The following is an 18077-nucleotide window of genomic DNA, read 5'->3' on the forward strand; positions in this document are numbered from 1 at the left end:
GGGAAACATGAACCGATACCGTCAACTGGCTGAGCTGTTCAAAACGCAGATTCAGCAAAATACTTGGAGAGCAGGGGAAAAGCTGCCATCAGTGCGTGTAACAAGCCGAAACCATTCTGTCAGCGCAGGTACGGTATTACAAGCTTATCAGCTGCTCGAAGCACAAGGTTGGGTCGCAGCGAAACCTCAGTCTGGATACTTTGTTACTGCGGAGTTGGACCGCTTCGAACCGAGTTCTCCAGCCACTTCCGTTTATCGCTCTAGCATCAACGATGAACTTTACGACTACCTCAAAAATCAGGCCTCATCGAATGCGGTGAAGTTTGGCTCCGCGTTTCCAGACCCAGCATTGTTCCCATTAGAAGCGCTAAACCGCAACCTAGCCAGCTCAGGCAGGAAGATGGGGGCAGAGACGTTATTGGATAACTTGCCGCCGGGCTGTGAGTCTCTACGCCGTTTGATTGCTCAACGGTACATCCAACAAGGTATGGTGTTTACCCATGATGATATTGTCGTTACTTCTGGCGCATTAGAAGCGTTGAATTTGAGCCTTCAGGCCGTGACCCAGCCTGGAGATACTGTTGTAGTTGAATCACCGACGTTTTATGGCGCACTTCAAGCGATTGAACGTTTAGGTCTAAAGGCGATAGAAATAACGGTGGATCCGTTAACTGGACATTCAGTGGATCAAATTGAAGCGACTTTTACCGACAATGATGTTCGCGCATGTTGGTTAATGACTAACTTTCACAATCCAACAGGAACCTTATTAAGTGACGGGCAGAAGCAGCGTATCGTCGAACTGGCTGACAAATACGATGTGTACTTGATCGAAGATGATGTGTATTCAGAGCTTTATTTTTCTGAAAAAAAGCCAAGCTCACTTAAAGCTTTTGATACACAAGAGCGCGTATTGCATTGTGGATCATTTTCAAAAAGCCTTTGCCCTGGCTATAGGCTGGGCTGGGTGGTAAACAAACGCTTCAATGCGCAACTTCAAAAGCTGCAACTTATCTCGACGTTGTCAGGCAGTGCACCAATCCAGCAGGGTATCGCGCATTACTTGCAAAACGATAGTTATGATAGCCATCTTAGAAAACTGCGAAAGAATCTTGAGCAGCGGCAATTGGCGTTTATTGAACTGGTTGATAAGTACTTTCCCCAATCGATTCGTTACACGCAACCGGAAGGCGGCTATTTTCTTTGGATAGAACTGCCGAAAACAAAGTGCGGAAAAGCGATTTATCAAAAGTTATTGGAAGCGAACATCACTGTAGCATTTGGTCAGTTGTTTTCTGTCGCTCCAAATTATGAGAACTACCTGAGGCTTAATACATCGTTACCTGTAAATGATGAATTAGAACAAGCCGTGAAGACGGTCGGAGAATTACTTCATTAGCCAACTGTTTACCTGTTTTTTGCTCAAACTGTATCAGTGGACGATACCGAAGCTGTGTTTCAATCATGGGCAGACAACCATTTAGGTTAGGAGCCGGAATGAAAAAGCAGTTGGTAAAGCATGAACTTAGGTTGATGGGTGTTGCTATTTTTAGCGCATTTTTGTTGGTGTTTGCACACTTGATATTGGCGAAATCTTTTTCTCATATGGTTTGGACGGAATACACTGCTGCCGTTATCCCATTTGTGATGTTTGGCTTGTGTGTGGTTGGAGTAAAATACGCAGCGCGAGCAGATGAGGATGACGACGAAAATAACAACTAGAGTGCATACATCGGTTGCTAGAAAATCATTCGTACAAAATAAAAGACCTCCACATGGGAGGTCTTTTTAATTCGATATCACTAAAAAGTGATTAGAAGTTCGCAGAGCGAGGAGTACGTGGGAATGGGATCACGTCACGAACGTTGCCCATACCAGTTACGTAAGATACTAGGCGCTCGAAGCCTAGACCGAAGCCTGCGTGTGGCACTGTACCGTATTTACGTAGGTCGCGATACCAGCTCATATGTTCAGGATCGATACCCACTTCACGCATACGTGCATCTAGAATGTCTAGGCGCTCTTCACGCTGAGAACCACCGATGATTTCGCCGATGCCCGGTGCTAGAACGTCCATTGCTGCAACTGTTTTACCGTCATCGTTAGCACGCATGTAGAATGCTTTGATGTCTTTCGGGTAGTTCTTAACGATTACAGGTGCTTTGAAGTGTTCTTCAGCAAGGAAACGCTCGTGCTCAGAAGACATATCGATACCCCATTCAACTGGGAATTCGAACTCACGGCCTGAATCAAGAAGAATCTGGATTGCGTCAGTGTAGTCAACCTGCGCGAAGTCAGAAGAAACGAACTGCTCTAGACGAGTGATTGCTTCTTTGTCGATGCGTTGAGCGAAGAACTCAAGGTCATCGCGACACTCTGCAAGCACTGCTTTAAACACGTACTTGAGCATGTCTTCAGCCAGTTTCGCTACATCATCCAGTTCTGCGAACGCAACTTCAGGCTCAACCATCCAGAATTCTGCTAGGTGGCGGCTTGTGTTTGAGTTTTCAGCTCGGAAAGTAGGGCCGAAAGTGTAAACTTTGCTTAGCGCACAAGCGTAAGCTTCTGCGTTTAGCTGACCAGATACGGTTAGGAACGTCTCTTTACCGAAGAAGTCTTCGTTGTAGTCCACTTTACCAGCGTCAGTGCGAGGAAGGTTTTCCATGTCTAGCGTAGATACGCGGAACATTTCACCAGCGCCTTCAGCATCTGAAGCCGTGATCAACGGCGCAGATACCCAGAAGTAACCTTGCTCGTGGTAGAAGCGGTGGATTGCTTGAGATAGGCAGTTACGTACACGTGCTACTGCACCGATTACGTTTGTGCGCGGACGTAGGTGCGCAACTTCACGTAGGTACTCGATTGAGTGACGAGTTTTTGCCATTGGGTAAGTTTCAGCATCTTCAACCCAACCAACCACTTTAACGTCAGTGGCAGCAAGTTCGAAGTCTTGACCCTTTGCAGGAGATTCAACAATCTTACCAGTTACTTCAACAGAGCAGCCAGTCGTTAGCTTTAATACTTCGTCTTCGTAATTATTAAGATTATTTGGGACCACGGCCTGAATCGGGTCGAAACAAGAGCCGTCATATATGGCAAGGAAAGAGATTCCAGCTTTGGAATCACGACGTGAACGGATCCAGCCACGAACAGTCACTTCGCTGTCTACTGCTAGCTGACCTTTCAATACGTCTGATACAGGCGCGTAAGTCATGTTTTCAATATTCTCCATTGAGGTAAAAATTCAACTCAACGCTTACTTAAAGTACTTGTCTAATAACATTTTTGTTCAAAAAACAAGCTAAGCGCTGAGTTGGGTAGCATTTTACAGATTCAACGAGACATATTACCTGTCAATTCGCTCGCATCAACCTTTATATTCGTTTTGATGGGGAGAATCTCTCTATTTATTCACTCTTTTGTGCTCTGAAAGTGTGAATTGGTTTAGTAATTGCTCTAAACGTTCGGATAGATGCTCTAAATCAACACTAATATCACGCGTGTGCGATGCTGATTGCGATGTGTCGTTAGCATGCAGTGTGATCACATCTATTTTAGATTGAATATGCTGACTTACATCAGATGTGGTTTGCGTCTGGTTTTGGATATCTTCTGCATGTCTGAGCACTTGGCGCATTTCGTCAACAACGTTATGCATTGTGGCTGATAGTGCCTCGACATCGACAGAGCGTTGATGAGCAAACTGGCAGACGGTATCAACAGAAGTTAATGACTCTTCACTTCCTTGCTGGAATTGAGAAATGATATGTTCAATATTACCAGTGGCTTCAGCCGTCCTAGAAGCCAGGTTACGCACTTCTTCCGCGACGACCGCAAAACCGCGTCCTTGCTCTCCGGCACGGGCGGCTTCAATAGCAGCATTCAACGCGAGCAGGTTGGTTTGTTCTGCAATACCCTTAATAACCACAAGAATGGACGACACTTCTTCGGTTCTTTGGTTTAGAGAGCTGATTTTTTCCCGTACGGTATCAATGTTACTTACTAGTTGTTTGATGTCTTCACTGACGTTGTGTGCTTGACTTGCACTATGAGTGGCGACATCAACGGTGTGATTGACCAAAACAGTAGCGTTGTTAGTCGAGTCCTCAACCGCAGTTTGTTGCTGCAACATATCGGTGATATTACTTTGTACTTCGTTGGTCTCTAGCTGTTGGTTATTGGCCGCTTTATCTGTGGACTGCGCGACAGCAGTTAGTTTACTCGCGGAGTCGGCAAGTGAGTGAGAGGTGTCTTGCACACGTTCTAAGCTTTCGGAGACCGTATCCATGAATGAATTGATTGCAGTAGAAAGTTGGCCCACTTCATCCTGTTGGTGATGCATAAGTCGTTGAGATAGATCTTTGCTATGGCTCACATTCGACATGAATTTCGACGTTCTTTGAATTGGTCGTACAATGATTTTTTGAATCAAACTCATCGTTATGATGAAGCCCACAAATGCGATTACGGCCATTATTCCCATCGCAAACATTGCCTGTTTACTGATCATTGAATTGACATGATTCATGTTGTATTCCAAGCGAATCGCGCCCAACACTTCTCCTGCTGGTGCAACGTGGCAAGAAACGCAGTTGGTGCCACGGTAATTTTCGCTCGATTTCATTGGTAGCGCGACTACTAACCCTTTGCCCCAATCGGCTGAGATTGGTTCAATCACCAGTTCACCATTCAACGCTCGTTGATCAATATCATCGACAGGCTGTTGGTTTTGTTGCCCAGGTCCGTAAAGTTTGGTCACAGTATCAGCTCGCAACACGCGAACTGCTTCAATGCCTTCTTGGGCCAGGGCCTTTTGACGTAAGGTTTCTTTTTGCGACATGGTGCCCGTAAGCATCATCATATTTAGGCTATCGAAATAATTACTAGCCTTATCATGGAGTTGTTCACTAAGAACATCATTGATTAAGGTTTTTTGTTGATGGTATTGGTAAGCCGTAGAGGCAGCTAGAACGCAGCTGAAGACAGCAATTAACGCCAGTAAGAGCTTAAAAGTGATAGTTGAGCGCATAAATTTATAAGTGTAATTGGAACAAACTGCACAATATTAATGTGCACAAATGCGCACTGCGAACAACGAAATGAATGATTGTGACCCCACACATGTTGGGGATATGTAATTGTGATGTGAGTGCTGTGTAATCAAATGTTTGGCGCGTGACAGAAATACGGCGCTTTGGTGTGAGTGATAGCAAAGAGGCCGGGAACCAGCGGAAGTTTTTGCTACGCTTGTATGGGGTAACGCTTGTCTCTTGGCAGCGAATTCCTTAGTATTGCCTGTCTTTTTAAAGCCTGAGAATCAAGATGAAAACAGAATTATACAAAGAGTTTATGTTCGAAGCAGCACACCATTTGCCACACGTACCAGAAGGTCACAAGTGTGGTCGTTTGCACGGACACTCTTTCCTTGTTCGTCTTTATGTAGAAGGTGAAGTTGATCCACATACAGGTTGGGTAGTGGATTTTGCAGAGATCAAAGCTGCATTTAAACCAATTTACAATCGCTTAGACCATTACTACCTAAACGACATTGAAGGGTTAGAGAACCCGACTAGCGAAGTGTTAGCAAAATGGATTTGGCAGCAGCTCAAGCCAAGCTTACCACTGCTAAGTAAAGTAGAAATCAAAGAAACGTGCACAGCGGGTTGTATTTACAAAGGCGAATAAGTCACTTTCTGTTGAGCATTAAACAAAGGCAAGCGAGAAGCTTGCCTTTGTTGTATCTGAATGGCCCAATTTTGATTATGCTTCACCAGCTAGCTTAATGGGTGTCGTAGAATCCATTCTTTTTCATTATCACCCAATGTTGTTTCCTCTGTATTAATGAATCCGCACGCATCAAGAAAACTGATAGCGTATTGCTGACTTTGTGGGACAGTGGCGCAAAGAGAGGTGCTTTTAGGGTTAATGGTATACGCATAAAGGAACAGTTTACGCAATGCCTCACTCCCAACCCCTTGACATTGGAAACGTTGATCAATCATCAAGTACTTAAGCTCCAGTTCGTATCGTTTAGCAAACGGCGCATGTTGGGAGAAACCTTTATCGATAACAAGGTAGCCTACTAATAGATCATCAGAATAAATCGTAAAGAACGCCTCTGACTTACTACGTTTTTGATAAGCCATTTCAAACGGTGTAAAAAATCCTTTTTGCTCTTCTTGCACATCCAATTGCATCAAACTTGAAAAATCTTTCAGTTTGGTGGGTTTAATCGCAATCATCGCTCAATCACAAATTGGCGGCATACCGTTATGCCACCACGAGTTTTTATAGAGTATTAGATCTATTTTAAGTAACTAACCGAGTGAAGAAAAGCTAGCAATGAAGAGGGTAATAATAACCTTGGTGAATATAGGCGCCCAATGTTGTGAGTAAGTGAGCACTGTCTGCCGTTTCTACGCCTTCAACAATGACCGTGCAGCGATACGTATTGCCCATAGCAATTAACTGACGCAAGGTTTCTATCTTTTTATCATCAGATTTTAGGCCAATAACAAATTCTCGGTCGATTTTGAGGTAGTCCGGATTCAGCTTGCTGATAAGCGCCACATTATTATTGCCGGTGCCAAAGTCATCAATACTGATTTTACAATCCAGTGCTTTTAGTTTCGCGACATTGCCATAAATCTCAGAGGTATAATACATCGATGCATTTTCTGTGATTTCGATTGTCAGCAAACGGCAATCCCGATTAGATAGCTCTCTATATAGGATTGAAAAGTTACGCCCTCGCAGCAAAGAAGGACAAACGTTAATGCTGATAGGGATGGGCAACGCTTTTTGTTTGGTGTAGATGGAATCAATCACCAGTAAGGTATGAGTTAGCAGCAATCCATTGCGGATCAGTGTTTCAATAAACCGTTGCGTATTTTTTACCTTAAACCGGGAGAGGGCTTCGTAGTGCACAATCTTTTGCGCCGAAGTGTTATAAATCGGTTCCAGTTTTATTTTGAATTGTCGAATTGCGCACAAGTAAGCCATAAAGGCTTGTAGGGAGCGGTGACGCAGTATAATGAGAAAAAGTAAGCTCAGTAGAATGATACTTTGAAACGGTCCAGAGATGTAATACACCTCTTTATAGCCACTATTCTTTACGTGATAATTGAAGAAGCGTTCATTGGTGTTACCAATCTCTAACGATGTTCCGGTATTCGTTGATAGCTTCATACCGGAAAGAAAAAAACGTGAAATATGATTTTCAACATTGTCGGATAAGTTAATGTTTTTAACACGAACCAAAACAGTTGCGTTATTTAAGTCAAATGATTGGGTAGTGTAATTGCTATTGTTACTCCACTCTTCAAAGGCTTTTTTGCTGACAGGGACAACGGTTTCTGGAGTGACTAAGCATCGAATATTGAAACGATCTAGCATCATGCTCGATTCCACCAACTTCACATTATCAAATAGTGACTTCAGTTCGCTTTCATTAGCAAAGCAACTCCTGCGGGAAAGGTTCTCTGCAATTTCGAAGGCGTTATCCAGATAATTATGTTTAACGATGCTGTTTATCGCGTAGTAACAGATAGCAAAGAAAATGATCGCAGTGATCAACACAACCCACATTGCTTCTGAATAGATCTTTTTATTACGCAGGCAAATACGAAGCGCTTTGCGAAGACTATTGGTTGTGTATTGATTGATCTTCTGTTGATGTTCGATGCCATTCTGATGGTTGTTTTGCATAGTAAAAGGGATGAAGTATCCGGTCCGGTGAATGTTTTCGATAATGTTTTTGTTAGTGGTTAAATGTTCTTCCGTGAGCTTGCGAAATTTCTTTCTTAGAGCGGCCACCGCGTTTTTAAAGCCATTTTCAGGCAGTGTCATTTTGTATTGTTGAGTGATTTTGCTTTCTATTAACCGCTGACTAATCGGCGTATTTAAACTGCCGTATGTGGCGATAGTTGACAGAATGGCGTACTCATTTGGGTTGACAGGAATGGAGTGGTGGAGTGACTGATTGAGCTCTAGAGATATTTCGTTTTCGGACAAGCAAACGCAGATTTGGTTTCCAATTTCAAACCTAATCATGTGTTGATGTGCTCCAAGTTTAATTTTTGGCTACGTTATCAATAAAGCTAGGGAAGAGATGTGATTTTTTACTGAGATATCCATAATATTTGGATATATTCAACGTTTTAGGTTTTTTTTTACTTGTCCTGATAACGCATTCTCCTGGGTTTTTGGGGTATAAAAAAACCCGAGCATAAACTCGGGTTTTGATTGGTATTCAGAAAGGCGTGTTAGCAAATCACTTTGATTGCTAGACCACCTTGAGATGTTTCGCGGTATTTCGCGTTCATGTCTTTACCTGTTTCTAGCATGGTTTCGATAACCTTATCTAGAGAAACAGTTGGAGCTGAAGAGCGACGTAGTGCCATACGAGTAGAGTTGATTGCTTTTACTGCCGCAATACCGTTACGCTCGATACATGGAACCTGAACCTGACCTGCAACTGGGTCACACGTTAGACCTAAGTTGTGCTCCATTGCGATTTCTGCTGCCATACATACTTGCTCTGGGCTACCACCCATAAGCTCAGCAAGGCCTGCTGCTGCCATAGAACATGCCACGCCAACTTCACCCTGACAGCCAACCTCTGCACCAGAGATCGACGCGTTACGCTTGTAAAGACCACCGATTGCGCCAGAAGCTGCAAAGTAACGGATGTAATCTTTTTCAGTCACAGTTTGGATGAACTTATCGTAGTAAGCCAGTACCGCAGGGATGATGCCACACGCACCGTTAGTTGGTGCTGTAACAACGCGGCCACCTGCTGCGTTCTCTTCGTTTACTGCGAAAGCAAACATGTTTACCCAATCAACAACAGACATTGGGTCGTTTGTTGTCTTTTCTGAAGTTAGTAGCTGCTGGCGAAGTGCTGCTGCACGGCGAGGCACACGCAATGGACCTGGCAAAATACCTTCTTCATTCATACCGCGATCCATACACTCGCGCATTGTGCGCCAGATGTTTGCGAAATAAGTACGAGTTTCTTCATCTGAATGAAGCGCATGCTCATTCTTCATGGTTAGTGCGCTGATGGACAATCCACTTTCATGGCATTGGTTAACCAGTTCCTCTGCCGTTGTAAACGGGTAAGGTACTTTTACTGGGTTCTCAGCTTCTTTACCGAAATTTTCTTCATCAACGATGAAACCACCGCCGATAGAGTAGTAAGTTTTTGAGTACGCTTTTTCGTCATCAATCCAAGCGTGGATCTGCATGCCGTTTTCGTGTAGCTCTAGGTTTGTTTTGTGGAAGTTCATTCCACCTTCACGTGGGAACGATACTGTGTGACAGTGCATGCCAACAGGAAGGCGTTCAGTTTCTTCTACACGAGCGATAAAGCCCGGGATAGAATCGATATCAACTTTCTCAGGAGTGTTGCCTGCAAGACCCATGATGATAGCAATATCTGTGTGGTGACCTTTCCCTGTCAGTGATAGTGATCCATAAACGTCAACGGTGATTTTAGTGATGTCGCGCAGTTTTCCCATTGCACGAAGATCATCAATAAACTCTTTACCCGCTTTCATTGGGCCTACAGTGTGTGAGCTTGAAGGTCCAACACCGATTTTATAGATATCAAAAACACTAATCATATCGATTACCTCAGAAGAAAGCCTCCCAAGGGGAGTTGGGAGGCTTAATTTTATCGTTATATTTTTGGATTAATCATACTGCACTGGGCAGAGATGATTAAAGAGCGCCGTAGATTACAGAACTAATTGCAGCAAGACCACAGATTGCTGTGAAAATTTGCACAGGTGCTGAAGTTTTGTACTTAGCCATCGCAGGAACTTTTTGCATTGCGAAGATTGGCATCAAGAATAGGATTGCGGCAATCATCGGTGCACCCATTGTTTCAATCATACCTAGGATGCTTGGGTTAACGATAGCAACGATCCAAGTTGTGATTACAATGAAGATTAGAGACATCTTCTCGATCTTGCTTACTGGTGATTTTGAACGAGATTTCACTAGACCAACTAGACCTTCGTGCGCACCTAAGAAGTGGCCAAAGTAGCTAGAGGTGATCGCTGCGAAAGCAACCAATGGACCCATGTAAGAGATCAGTGGAGATTCATGCACGTTTGCTAGGTAAGAGAGAACAGAGATGTTTTGCTCTTGCGCCGTTGCTAGTTGCTCTGGAGACAGAGAAAGTACAACAGAGAAAACGAAGAACATAACAAAGCCCATCAGCATCATTGCTGCGCCACCGGTGATAGCGTCAGTTTTCTTAACTGCGTCATCACCGTATACACGACGTTGCTCTTTAGAGAACTGAGAAATGATTGGGCTGTGGTTGAAAGAGAACACAATAACAGGGATTGCTAGCCAAACGATAGCTGGCATTGCACCCCAGTCAGGTGACACTTCCATCATTGAAGTGTTCCAACCAGGAATTAGGTATACAGACAGTGCTAGTAGGATGAACACGAGAGGGTAAACCATTGCTGAAGTTGCTTTCAGCATAAGCTCTTTACCGAATACTACGCCTGCTGTCATTGCAGCAATAAGTGCACCAGAAAGTAGCCAGCGAGGAATAGATTCCATGCCCATTTGGTTAACTAGGAAAGAGTCAACTGTGTTTGTGATACCAACACCGTAGATAAGTACGATTGGGTAGATAGCGAAGAAGTAAGCGAACGTAATAAGGTTTGCGCCAGTCTTACCAAAGTGCTCTTCTACTGTGTCGGTGATGTCCGCTTCAGGGTTTTTCGCAGAAAGAACGAAACGAGCTAAAGATTTGTGTGCGAACCAAGTCATTGGTGCTGCGATTAGGGCTAGGATTACTAATGGCCAAAAGCCACCTGCACCTGCTTTAATAGGAAGGAACAGTACACCTGCACCTACTGCCGTACCAAAAAGGGACAGACACCAGGTAAAGTCTTTGTAAGAAAACTTACTAGACGATTGTGCGGTAGAAACCGCAGAAGTAGTTGTATTCATTTTTTAGTTACTCATTTGGGAACAGGAAATAAGTCGGGAGTAATTTTGCAAGATTTTACACTAGGAAAATTAGATCTAAATCATTTATTGCTTACGCTTATTGAATGATATGTCAAAAACCTGCTTTTTATCACGAAAATGATGTGCTACTCGTGATTTCTGCTAATGAGTAAAATTAGAAAAACTTATCAATAGGGCTGTTTGTATAAATTTATTTCACCGCAAGCGTTTGCGGTGAAAATGGAAAATTAATCTAATGTGAATGAATGTTTATGAAGCAACGTTTTATTAATATTGATGCGCATAATGATCGCGCCTATAAAAGCACCGATATCAACAACTATTTAATGTGAAATAATATGTTTTTGCATTGATTCGATAATTTGTGCCGTCATGCCCCAGATGAAATGCTGTCTATATGGGATAGCAAATACACGATGACTGCTTCTTTTTAGGTCAAATTTGGTGCTATACAATTTTTTGGGGTTCAGAATATGGTTGGCAGGAACCTCAAAAACTGACTCTACTTCATTTGGGTCAATATGCGTTTTATATTCCGGAGAAACAAAAGCCAAAAAAGGTGTCACATTAAATTGACTAATCGTTGGTAGTGTAGGCAGTTGACCAAACACATGAATATGCTCATCTTCTATCCCAACTTCTTCTTTGGTTTCCCTTAAAGCGGTATTCACGAGCTGAATATCTTCCTGCTCATATTTGCCACCGGGAAAGCTGATTTGTCCCGGATGATGGCGTAAGTGGGCTGCACGCTTAGTCAGAATGACTTGTAACCCGTCATCGCGTTCCACAAAACCGATTAAGACTGCCGCATCTCTCAGGGACTTTTCTTTCATCCATTTCAGTCGTGCAAGGGACTCTTTGTGGTAGCCCGTTGGAAGCCGAAATTGAAAGTTCTGTAGTAAATGAGTTTTGTCGATAACCAAACTGAGTCCTTATTTATCGTGCCTAACCATTATTTATTATACTCAAAGACGGCAAAGCGTATGGCGTTATCGTTACTGGTTACCAAATAAAACATTCGCATTAAAGCACTCGCCAGCACTTTCCCTCTTTGTGTTGTGTGTCTCACTCTACTTGAACATATTAATTTGAAACTTATAAGGTTATACACCATTCTTTATTTTAGGACGTCACTATAGGGCAAGTATTGGCCAATGAAAGGGATTATTTTCACCGAGTTCATGGAGTTAGTGGAAGAGAAATTCGGTCTTGATGTGTTAGACCAAGTTCTCGATCTTTCTAACGATGAAGGTGTTTACACTGCTGTTGGTAGTTACGATCACAAAGACTTGGTTAAGTTGATCGTGAATCTCAGTAAAGTATCTGGTGTTCCCCCCGAGCAACTGCAAGAGGTGTTTGGAGAGTGCGTCTTTTTGAATTTACTTCGCTCTATTCCTAGTCACGCCAGTTTGCAACAGTGTGAAACGACGTTTCAATTTGTTCGCCATGTTGAAGACTTTATTCATGTCGAAGTTAAGAAGCTCTATCCTGATGCTAACCCTCCGCAATTTGATTTCATTAGTGAAAACCAATCCCAATTGGTATTTGACTACCACAGCGCAAGATGTATGTCTCACGTATGCTTAGGATTGATAAAAGGTTGTGCTGCACATTTTGGTGAGGTAGTTCATATCAAACATCAAAACCAGTCAGAAGATGGCAGCAAAGTACGTTTTTGGTTAGAGGCTCAATAAGAACGATATGACGGGAAGTTCCTCATTAGAAAGGAAACTCAAACGAGAAGTTGCATCAAGAAAAGCAGCTGAGCAGCTGTTGGAACAGAAAAGCTTAGAGTTATATGAATCCAACCAGCAACTCAGTGTTGCATTGAAAAAGCTGGAGCTGAAATCTAAAAAGGATCTTCGTAAGTTTGAGTTTGAAGAGCAAATTGATGCCACGTTGATTAAGTTCGGTCGTACTTTTTTATCGAGCACGTTCGATGAAGCAATGATAGCGAGCTTTATTGAGCAGCTCACTTCTAACTCGATCATTTCTGCGGCTTACTTGTTTCTTGACGCTACAAAGCTGAGCTCATTGCGTCGTCATCACTTTGGTCACTTACAGCTTCGTCATAACAACGAGATTTTAACCTCTCCTAATTGGCAGGGAGAGAATTTGCATTTGCCAGTTATCATTGATGGGGAAACGGTTGGGGAGTTGATTTTCTCTGTGTTGCAAGATCAAATCGATCAGTCTTTTATTTCCAAACAGATGGAGCTCGTGTCTGACTTAGTTCATGGTGTTATTGGTCGACACTTAAGTTTAGAGCGAGAGGTCGAGCTGAGAAAGCGGGCTGAGGAATCAGAAAAAGCGACGAAGGAGTTTGTCGCCATGATTAACCATGAGCTGCGAACTCCTCTCAATGGCGTATTGGGTAGTGCGGAGTTATTGAGTCGAACCCAATTAGAAGAAGAGCAGCGTCAATACTTGAGCAATCTGACTCAATCAGGGGACTTATTGAGAGTTATCATTAATGATCTTCTTGATTTCAGTAAGATGAATGCCGGTATGATGGAAATCATACATAAAGTCTTTGCCTGGGAGGAACTTGAAAAAGCCATCATGGGTGTATTTGCAGCTAAGGCTGCGGAAAAACGTATCCATTTCTCTATCGACAAAAAGCTGGGGATCCCGGAATTTTTAGTCGGTGACTTAGAGCGCATTACACAAATTTTGGTTAACTTGGTGGGAAACGCGATTAAGTTTACTCACTTGGGTGGCGTCGTGTTACGGGTGGAATGGCTTAACGGCACGGCTTATTTTGAGGTTGAAGACACTGGTATTGGCATCCCAATAAAAGCACAGCCGTCACTCTTTGACCCATTTGTCCAAGTTGATCGCTCGGCGAAACGCAGCTTTGAAGGCTCAGGTTTAGGTCTCGCGATTTGTAAAAACCTCGTGGATTTGATGCAAGGTCAAATTAGCTTTGAGAGTGAAGAGCGCAAAGGGACAACTTTTAAAGTTGCTATTCCTCTTGAGGAAGGGCAAGCACAAGGCACAGCAGAGGGGGAATTGGTCACCATAGAGCGAAGCGATTTAGCAGGACGCTCAATATTAGTGGTTGATGACATCAGAATGAATCAAGTCATTGTTACTCAAATGCTGAAAAAACTCGACATTACACCTGATTTAAAAGCCAACGGCAAAGAAGCATTAGAAGCGGTGAAAAGTAAAGACTACGAACTGATATTCATGGACTGCCGAATGCCAGAAATGGATGGTTATGAGGCGACGATGTATCTGAGAGAGCGTGGCTTTACTCATCCTATTATTGCATTAACCGCTGGCACTACCATCGAAGAGCGTCAAAAGTGTATTGATTCAGGCATGGACGACATCCTCACTAAGCCGTACACCGCAACCGATATCGAACAGATTATGTGTAAGTGGCTTGAGCAGTAGACGCTGCCTCTTAAAAAGTATGTTTGTTGGCCAACGGCTAAAAGCTAAAGTACATGCAAATAAAACACACAAAAAAGCGCACCACACCGGCTAATGCCGATCATTTAACGATGTTTTTTGGGTCATTCTAGCGAGCCTTGGCTAGACTAAGAATCTAGTAGCAGCACGCCGAGCGGATAATGAAACAAATTTGACCACAAAGTGCTTGAATAGAAGAACCTGTATCACGCTCTTTCGTCGCTGTGCAGGGTGATGAGATACAGAAATATGCCACTCGCTGTTAAATGAGCGGCATTATCCGTTCTGGAGGCGTTTTAGATTGTTTTCGTCAATAGCATTAAAGCGGCGTTGTGTGCTGTTGAAACCTACGATTGCAGCGCTGGCAAAATCTTTGAAAGCTTATCCAACGTTTCTTGATACTCAGAGGCGCAATCGCTATCTGCCACGACGCCGCCGCCAGCCCAAGCGTAAAGTTTGTTTTTTTCCGCTACAAGAGTTCGGATAGTAATGCTGGTGTCCATACGACCATGGCGTGAAATGTAGCCAATACTGCCGCAATACGCGCTGCGTCGATGCGGCTCCAGTTCTTCAATAATCTGCATTGCGCGAACTTTAGGTGCGCCCGTAATTGAACCGCCTGGAAAACACGCTCGCAGCAAATCCGCAGGAGCGTATTGTTCATCCAAATTTGCACGAATGGTGCTCACCAAATGATGCACGGCAGGGAAGCTTTCAATATCGAACAGCTTTGGAACGTGAACGCTACCCGGTGATGCAACTCGACCAATATCATTACGCAGCAAATCGACAATCATCAGGTTTTCTGCCTGATCTTTTTCCGCTGTCTGCAAGTCATGAGCATTAGCGTTATCTTGCTTTGGATCTTCGCTGCGTGGTCGAGTACCTTTGATTGGTTTCGTTTCAATGACGCGATCTTTGAGCTCTAAAAAGCGCTCTGGAGAGATACTCAAAATCGAAGACTCAGGCATACGGATAAACGCTGAGAATGGCGCTTGGTTGGCGGACTCCAATTTCAGATACGCTTGCCACTCGCTGCCTTGATACGGTGCGTTAAAGCGCTGCGCCAAATTGATCTGATAACAGTCACCGCTCAACAAGTATTCTTGCACCTTGTCAAAGCGAGTGGCGTAGCTCTCTTTCGTCATGTTTGACTGCCAATCACCAGACAAAGCGAAGTCAACGGTTTGTTCTGCTTTTTGCTCGTTTAACCATTGCCAAGCTTGCTCGATGTTCTGACCGACTAAGCATGCTTTTTTTAGGTGGTGGTCAACAACAACGGCCCATTCATACAGACCTACCGCCATATCCGGCGTGTTGAGGTCCTTTTCTGCCACTTCTGGCATCGTTTCTACGCGGCGACCTAAATCGTAACTGAAGTAACCGAGCGCACCGCCGACAAAAGGCAGATCCAATTCTTTATTTAACTCTACGTGAGGAAGCCACTGTTCTTGCAACTGATGAAGCAGCGCAAATGGGTCATCTTGAGTTGAATAGGCATTCGATGGCGTTTCAACTTGTGTGTTGTCGGCAGTGGTTTCTAACGTTGCAATTGGGTTGGAGACCAACACATCGAAGCGGCTATCGATATGCGTTTCTGATGCAGAACGCAGCAACATCGCCCAAGGTAGGTGTTGAATGCGAGAAAAAAGGTGAAGAGTAAACTCTGGTGCGTATTCCAGCGCTTTAAAATCAATGAATTGATTGTCCATGTTGTTCATTTGTGTAATTTGTGACAAAGAGATCGTTCACTGCATGGCATGTCATGGGCAGCAAGAGTATCATATTCCTCTGTATAGCCAAACTCCCTCTATTCATAGGGTTTTGAGATGGTTTACAAGTAGGCAACTTCAGCATTTCGTGTGTCGATATCAGCCGTTCGACAATTGTTTATAAAAAACGAAGCTCAAAAGAGCAATAAGCTCAACAAACACGATTGAAGCCAAGCCAATAATGGAAGCATAACTATAACGAGGCATGTAATGACGGTAATACGCAAGCAGGATGTGATCAGCAGTGTCGCTGATGCGCTACAGTATATTTCTTACTACCACCCGCTAGACTTTGTTCAAGCTCTTGAAAAAGCCTATCACCGCGAAGAGAGCCAAGCCGCTAAAGACGCGATTGCTCAGATCTTAATTAACTCCCGAATGTCCGCAGAAGGTCACCGTCCAATTTGTCAGGATACTGGTATTGTGACGTGTTTCGTCAACATCGGTATGGGCGTGCAATGGGATTCGACCGACATGACGGTTCAGCAGATGGTAGATGAAGGTGTTCGACAAGCGTACACGAACCCTGATAACCCGTTGCGTGCGTCAGTACTTATGGACCCTGCTGGTAAACGTATTAATACCAAAGACAACACGCCTGCCGTCGTACATATCAACATGGTTCCGGGCGATAAAGTTGAAATTCAGATCGCTGCGAAGGGCGGCGGTAGCGAAAACAAAACTAAGATGGTGATGCTAAACCCATCTGACGATATTGCTGAGTGGGTAGAAAAAACGCTACCAACAATGGGGGCGGGCTGGTGTCCTCCTGGCATGCTTGGCATTGGTATCGGCGGTACGGCTGAAAAAGCAGCGGTATTGGCAAAAGAATCTCTAATGGAACACATCGATATTCAAGAACTTATTGACCGTGGCCCACAAAACGCAGAAGAAGAGCTTCGTTTGGATATCTTCAATCGCGTGAACAAACTTGGTATCGGTGCGCAAGGTCTTGGCGGTTTGACGACTGTTGTCGACGTTAAAATCAAAACTGCGCCAACGCACGCGGCTTCTAAGCCTGTTTGTTTGATCCCGAACTGTGCGGCGACTCGTCACGTACACTTCACGCTTGATGGTAGCGGCCCAGCAGAGCTAACACCACCTAAACTAGAAGATTGGCCAGATATCACTTGGGAAGCGGGCGAAAATACGCGTCGCGTAAACTTAGACACAATTACTAAAGAAGAAGTACAAGAGTGGAAGACAGGCGAAACGGTTCTTCTATCAGGTAAAATTCTGACTGGTCGTGATGCTGCGCATAAACGTATTCAAGGCATGCTAGATAACGGTGAAGGTCTACCTGAAGGCGTAGATCTCAACGGTAAGTTCATTTACTACGTAGGCCCTGTCGATGCAGTTGGTGATGAAGTCGTTGGTCCTGCTGGCCCAACAACATCAACGCGTATGGATAAATTCACCGACATGATGCTAGAAAAGACCGGCATCATGGGCATGATCGGTAAAGCTGAGCGTGGCCCTGCAACGGTTGAATCTATCAAGAATCACAAAGCGGTTTACCTAATGGCTGTAGGTGGCGCTGCGTACTTGGTGGCGAAAGCGATCAAGAAAGCTCGCGTTGTCGCATTTGAAGATTTAGGTATGGAAGCGATTTACGAATTTGAAGTTGAAGATATGCCAGTAACAGTGGCCGTCGACTCAAATGGTGTTAACGCGCACCAAATTGGTCCAGACACTTGGAAAGTGAAAATTCAAGAGATGGAAGCATAAGGCAAAGGGCAATCTTGCTGCGTCTCAGTAGAGAGAATGTGACAAGGTGCTGATTTACCTAGCAAACAATTGACAAAAGTGCAGCGAAACCTGCACTTTTTGTCTATATAATTAAGGATATAAACCTTTAGGCATAGCAATCAAACGTTATGCGAACAA

At 43.9% G+C, this 18077-nt stretch carries 14 protein-coding genes; 6 read left to right on the forward strand and 8 right to left on the reverse strand.

Features of this window, described 5'->3' with window-relative positions:
- Positions 1-7: 7 nt before the first annotated feature.
- A complete protein-coding gene (locus R7190_RS15325; protein ID WP_054574732.1) occupies positions 8-1399 on the forward strand; it encodes a PLP-dependent aminotransferase family protein in 1392 nt (463 codons plus the stop codon).
- A gap of 98 nt (positions 1400-1497) precedes the next feature.
- Positions 1498-1722, forward strand: coding sequence for a hypothetical protein (locus R7190_RS15330; protein ID WP_017636102.1), 225 nt, complete (start codon positions 1498-1500; stop codon positions 1720-1722).
- 91 nt (positions 1723-1813) lie between these two features.
- Here the strand turns inward: R7190_RS15330 and asnS are convergent, their stop codons facing one another.
- Positions 1814-3214 (reverse strand): asparagine--tRNA ligase, encoded by a 1401-nt coding sequence (gene asnS, locus R7190_RS15335; RefSeq protein ID WP_017636101.1) that lies wholly within the window; start codon positions 3212-3214, stop codon positions 1814-1816.
- Between the two features lie 189 nt (positions 3215-3403).
- Complete coding sequence (locus R7190_RS15340) at positions 3404-5029, reverse strand: methyl-accepting chemotaxis protein (RefSeq protein ID WP_025767294.1); 1626 nt, start codon at positions 5027-5029, stop codon at positions 3404-3406.
- Between the two features lie 293 nt (positions 5030-5322).
- On the opposite strand from R7190_RS15340, the gene queD reads away from it, so the two are divergent.
- Positions 5323-5685, forward strand: coding sequence for a 6-carboxytetrahydropterin synthase QueD (queD, locus tag R7190_RS15345; RefSeq protein WP_005376896.1), 363 nt, complete (start codon positions 5323-5325; stop codon positions 5683-5685).
- Positions 5686-5774: 89 nt separating this feature from the next.
- Here the strand turns inward: queD and R7190_RS15350 are convergent, their stop codons facing one another.
- The 5 genes from R7190_RS15350 to R7190_RS15370 form a co-directional block, all read right to left on the reverse strand.
- Entirely contained in the window at positions 5775-6242 is a 468-nt protein-coding gene (locus tag R7190_RS15350) for a GNAT family N-acetyltransferase (RefSeq protein ID WP_186584872.1), read from the reverse strand.
- 94 nt (positions 6243-6336) lie between these two features.
- Positions 6337-8052: an EAL domain-containing protein gene (locus R7190_RS15355; RefSeq protein WP_138940463.1), complete on the reverse strand. Its 1716-nt coding sequence runs from the start codon at positions 8050-8052 to the stop codon at positions 6337-6339.
- 212 nt (positions 8053-8264) lie between these two features.
- The gene (locus R7190_RS15360) at positions 8265-9626 is read right to left on the reverse strand and encodes an L-serine ammonia-lyase (protein ID WP_005376899.1); all 1362 of its coding nucleotides are present in this window, start codon (positions 9624-9626) and stop codon (positions 8265-8267) included.
- A 97-nt stretch (positions 9627-9723) separates the two neighbouring features.
- Positions 9724-10977 (reverse strand): aromatic amino acid transport family protein, encoded by a 1254-nt coding sequence (locus R7190_RS15365; protein WP_005388284.1) that lies wholly within the window; start codon positions 10975-10977, stop codon positions 9724-9726.
- A 344-nt stretch (positions 10978-11321) separates the two neighbouring features.
- On the reverse strand, positions 11322-11921 hold the full coding sequence (locus R7190_RS15370; RefSeq protein ID WP_005376901.1) for a CoA pyrophosphatase: 600 nt from the start codon (positions 11919-11921) through the stop codon (positions 11322-11324).
- 231 nt (positions 11922-12152) lie between these two features.
- Between R7190_RS15370 and R7190_RS15375 the strand changes: the two genes are divergently transcribed.
- Both R7190_RS15375 and R7190_RS15380 read left to right on the forward strand, forming a co-directional pair.
- A complete protein-coding gene (locus tag R7190_RS15375; RefSeq protein ID WP_005388282.1) occupies positions 12153-12692 on the forward strand; it encodes a heme NO-binding domain-containing protein in 540 nt (179 codons plus the stop codon).
- A gap of 7 nt (positions 12693-12699) precedes the next feature.
- A complete protein-coding gene (locus tag R7190_RS15380) occupies positions 12700-14400 on the forward strand; it encodes an ATP-binding protein (protein WP_005388280.1) in 1701 nt (566 codons plus the stop codon).
- A gap of 365 nt (positions 14401-14765) precedes the next feature.
- Here R7190_RS15380 and pabB read toward each other — a convergent pair whose 3' ends face one another.
- A complete protein-coding gene (pabB, locus tag R7190_RS15385; protein ID WP_186584874.1) occupies positions 14766-16130 on the reverse strand; it encodes an aminodeoxychorismate synthase component I in 1365 nt (454 codons plus the stop codon).
- 270 nt (positions 16131-16400) lie between these two features.
- On the opposite strand from pabB, the gene R7190_RS15390 reads away from it, so the two are divergent.
- Entirely contained in the window at positions 16401-17918 is a 1518-nt protein-coding gene (locus R7190_RS15390) for a fumarate hydratase (protein WP_005376905.1), read from the forward strand.
- Positions 17919-18077: the final 159 nt, after the last annotated feature.

The organism is Vibrio sp. 1078-1, from assembly GCF_033340475.1.

What these genes read in the sequence shown, in the direction of transcription:
- R7190_RS15330 (WP_017636102.1), top strand. Translation starts at nt 1,498, where the DNA reads ATGAAAAAGCAGTTGGTAAAGCATGAACTTAGGTTGATGGGTGTTGCT.
- R7190_RS15350 (WP_186584872.1), bottom strand. Translation starts at nt 6,242, where the DNA reads ATGATTGCGATTAAACCCACCAAACTGAAAGATTTTTCAAGTTTGATG.
- R7190_RS15360 (WP_005376899.1), bottom strand. Translation starts at nt 9,626, where the DNA reads ATGATTAGTGTTTTTGATATCTATAAAATCGGTGTTGGACCTTCAAGC.
- R7190_RS15375 (WP_005388282.1), top strand. Translation starts at nt 12,153, where the DNA reads ATGAAAGGGATTATTTTCACCGAGTTCATGGAGTTAGTGGAAGAGAAA.
- R7190_RS15340 (WP_025767294.1), bottom strand. Translation starts at nt 5,029, where the DNA reads ATGCGCTCAACTATCACTTTTAAGCTCTTACTGGCGTTAATTGCTGTC.
- R7190_RS15325 (WP_054574732.1), top strand. Translation starts at nt 8, where the DNA reads ATGAACCGATACCGTCAACTGGCTGAGCTGTTCAAAACGCAGATTCAG.
- R7190_RS15380 (WP_005388280.1), top strand. Translation starts at nt 12,700, where the DNA reads ATGACGGGAAGTTCCTCATTAGAAAGGAAACTCAAACGAGAAGTTGCA.
- asnS (WP_017636101.1), bottom strand. Translation starts at nt 3,214, where the DNA reads ATGACTTACGCGCCTGTATCAGACGTATTGAAAGGTCAGCTAGCAGTA.
- pabB (WP_186584874.1), bottom strand. Translation starts at nt 16,130, where the DNA reads ATGGACAATCAATTCATTGATTTTAAAGCGCTGGAATACGCACCAGAG.
- R7190_RS15355 (WP_138940463.1), bottom strand. Translation starts at nt 8,052, where the DNA reads ATGATTAGGTTTGAAATTGGAAACCAAATCTGCGTTTGCTTGTCCGAA.
- queD (WP_005376896.1), top strand. Translation starts at nt 5,323, where the DNA reads ATGAAAACAGAATTATACAAAGAGTTTATGTTCGAAGCAGCACACCAT.
- R7190_RS15365 (WP_005388284.1), bottom strand. Translation starts at nt 10,977, where the DNA reads ATGAATACAACTACTTCTGCGGTTTCTACCGCACAATCGTCTAGTAAG.
- R7190_RS15390 (WP_005376905.1), top strand. Translation starts at nt 16,401, where the DNA reads ATGACGGTAATACGCAAGCAGGATGTGATCAGCAGTGTCGCTGATGCG.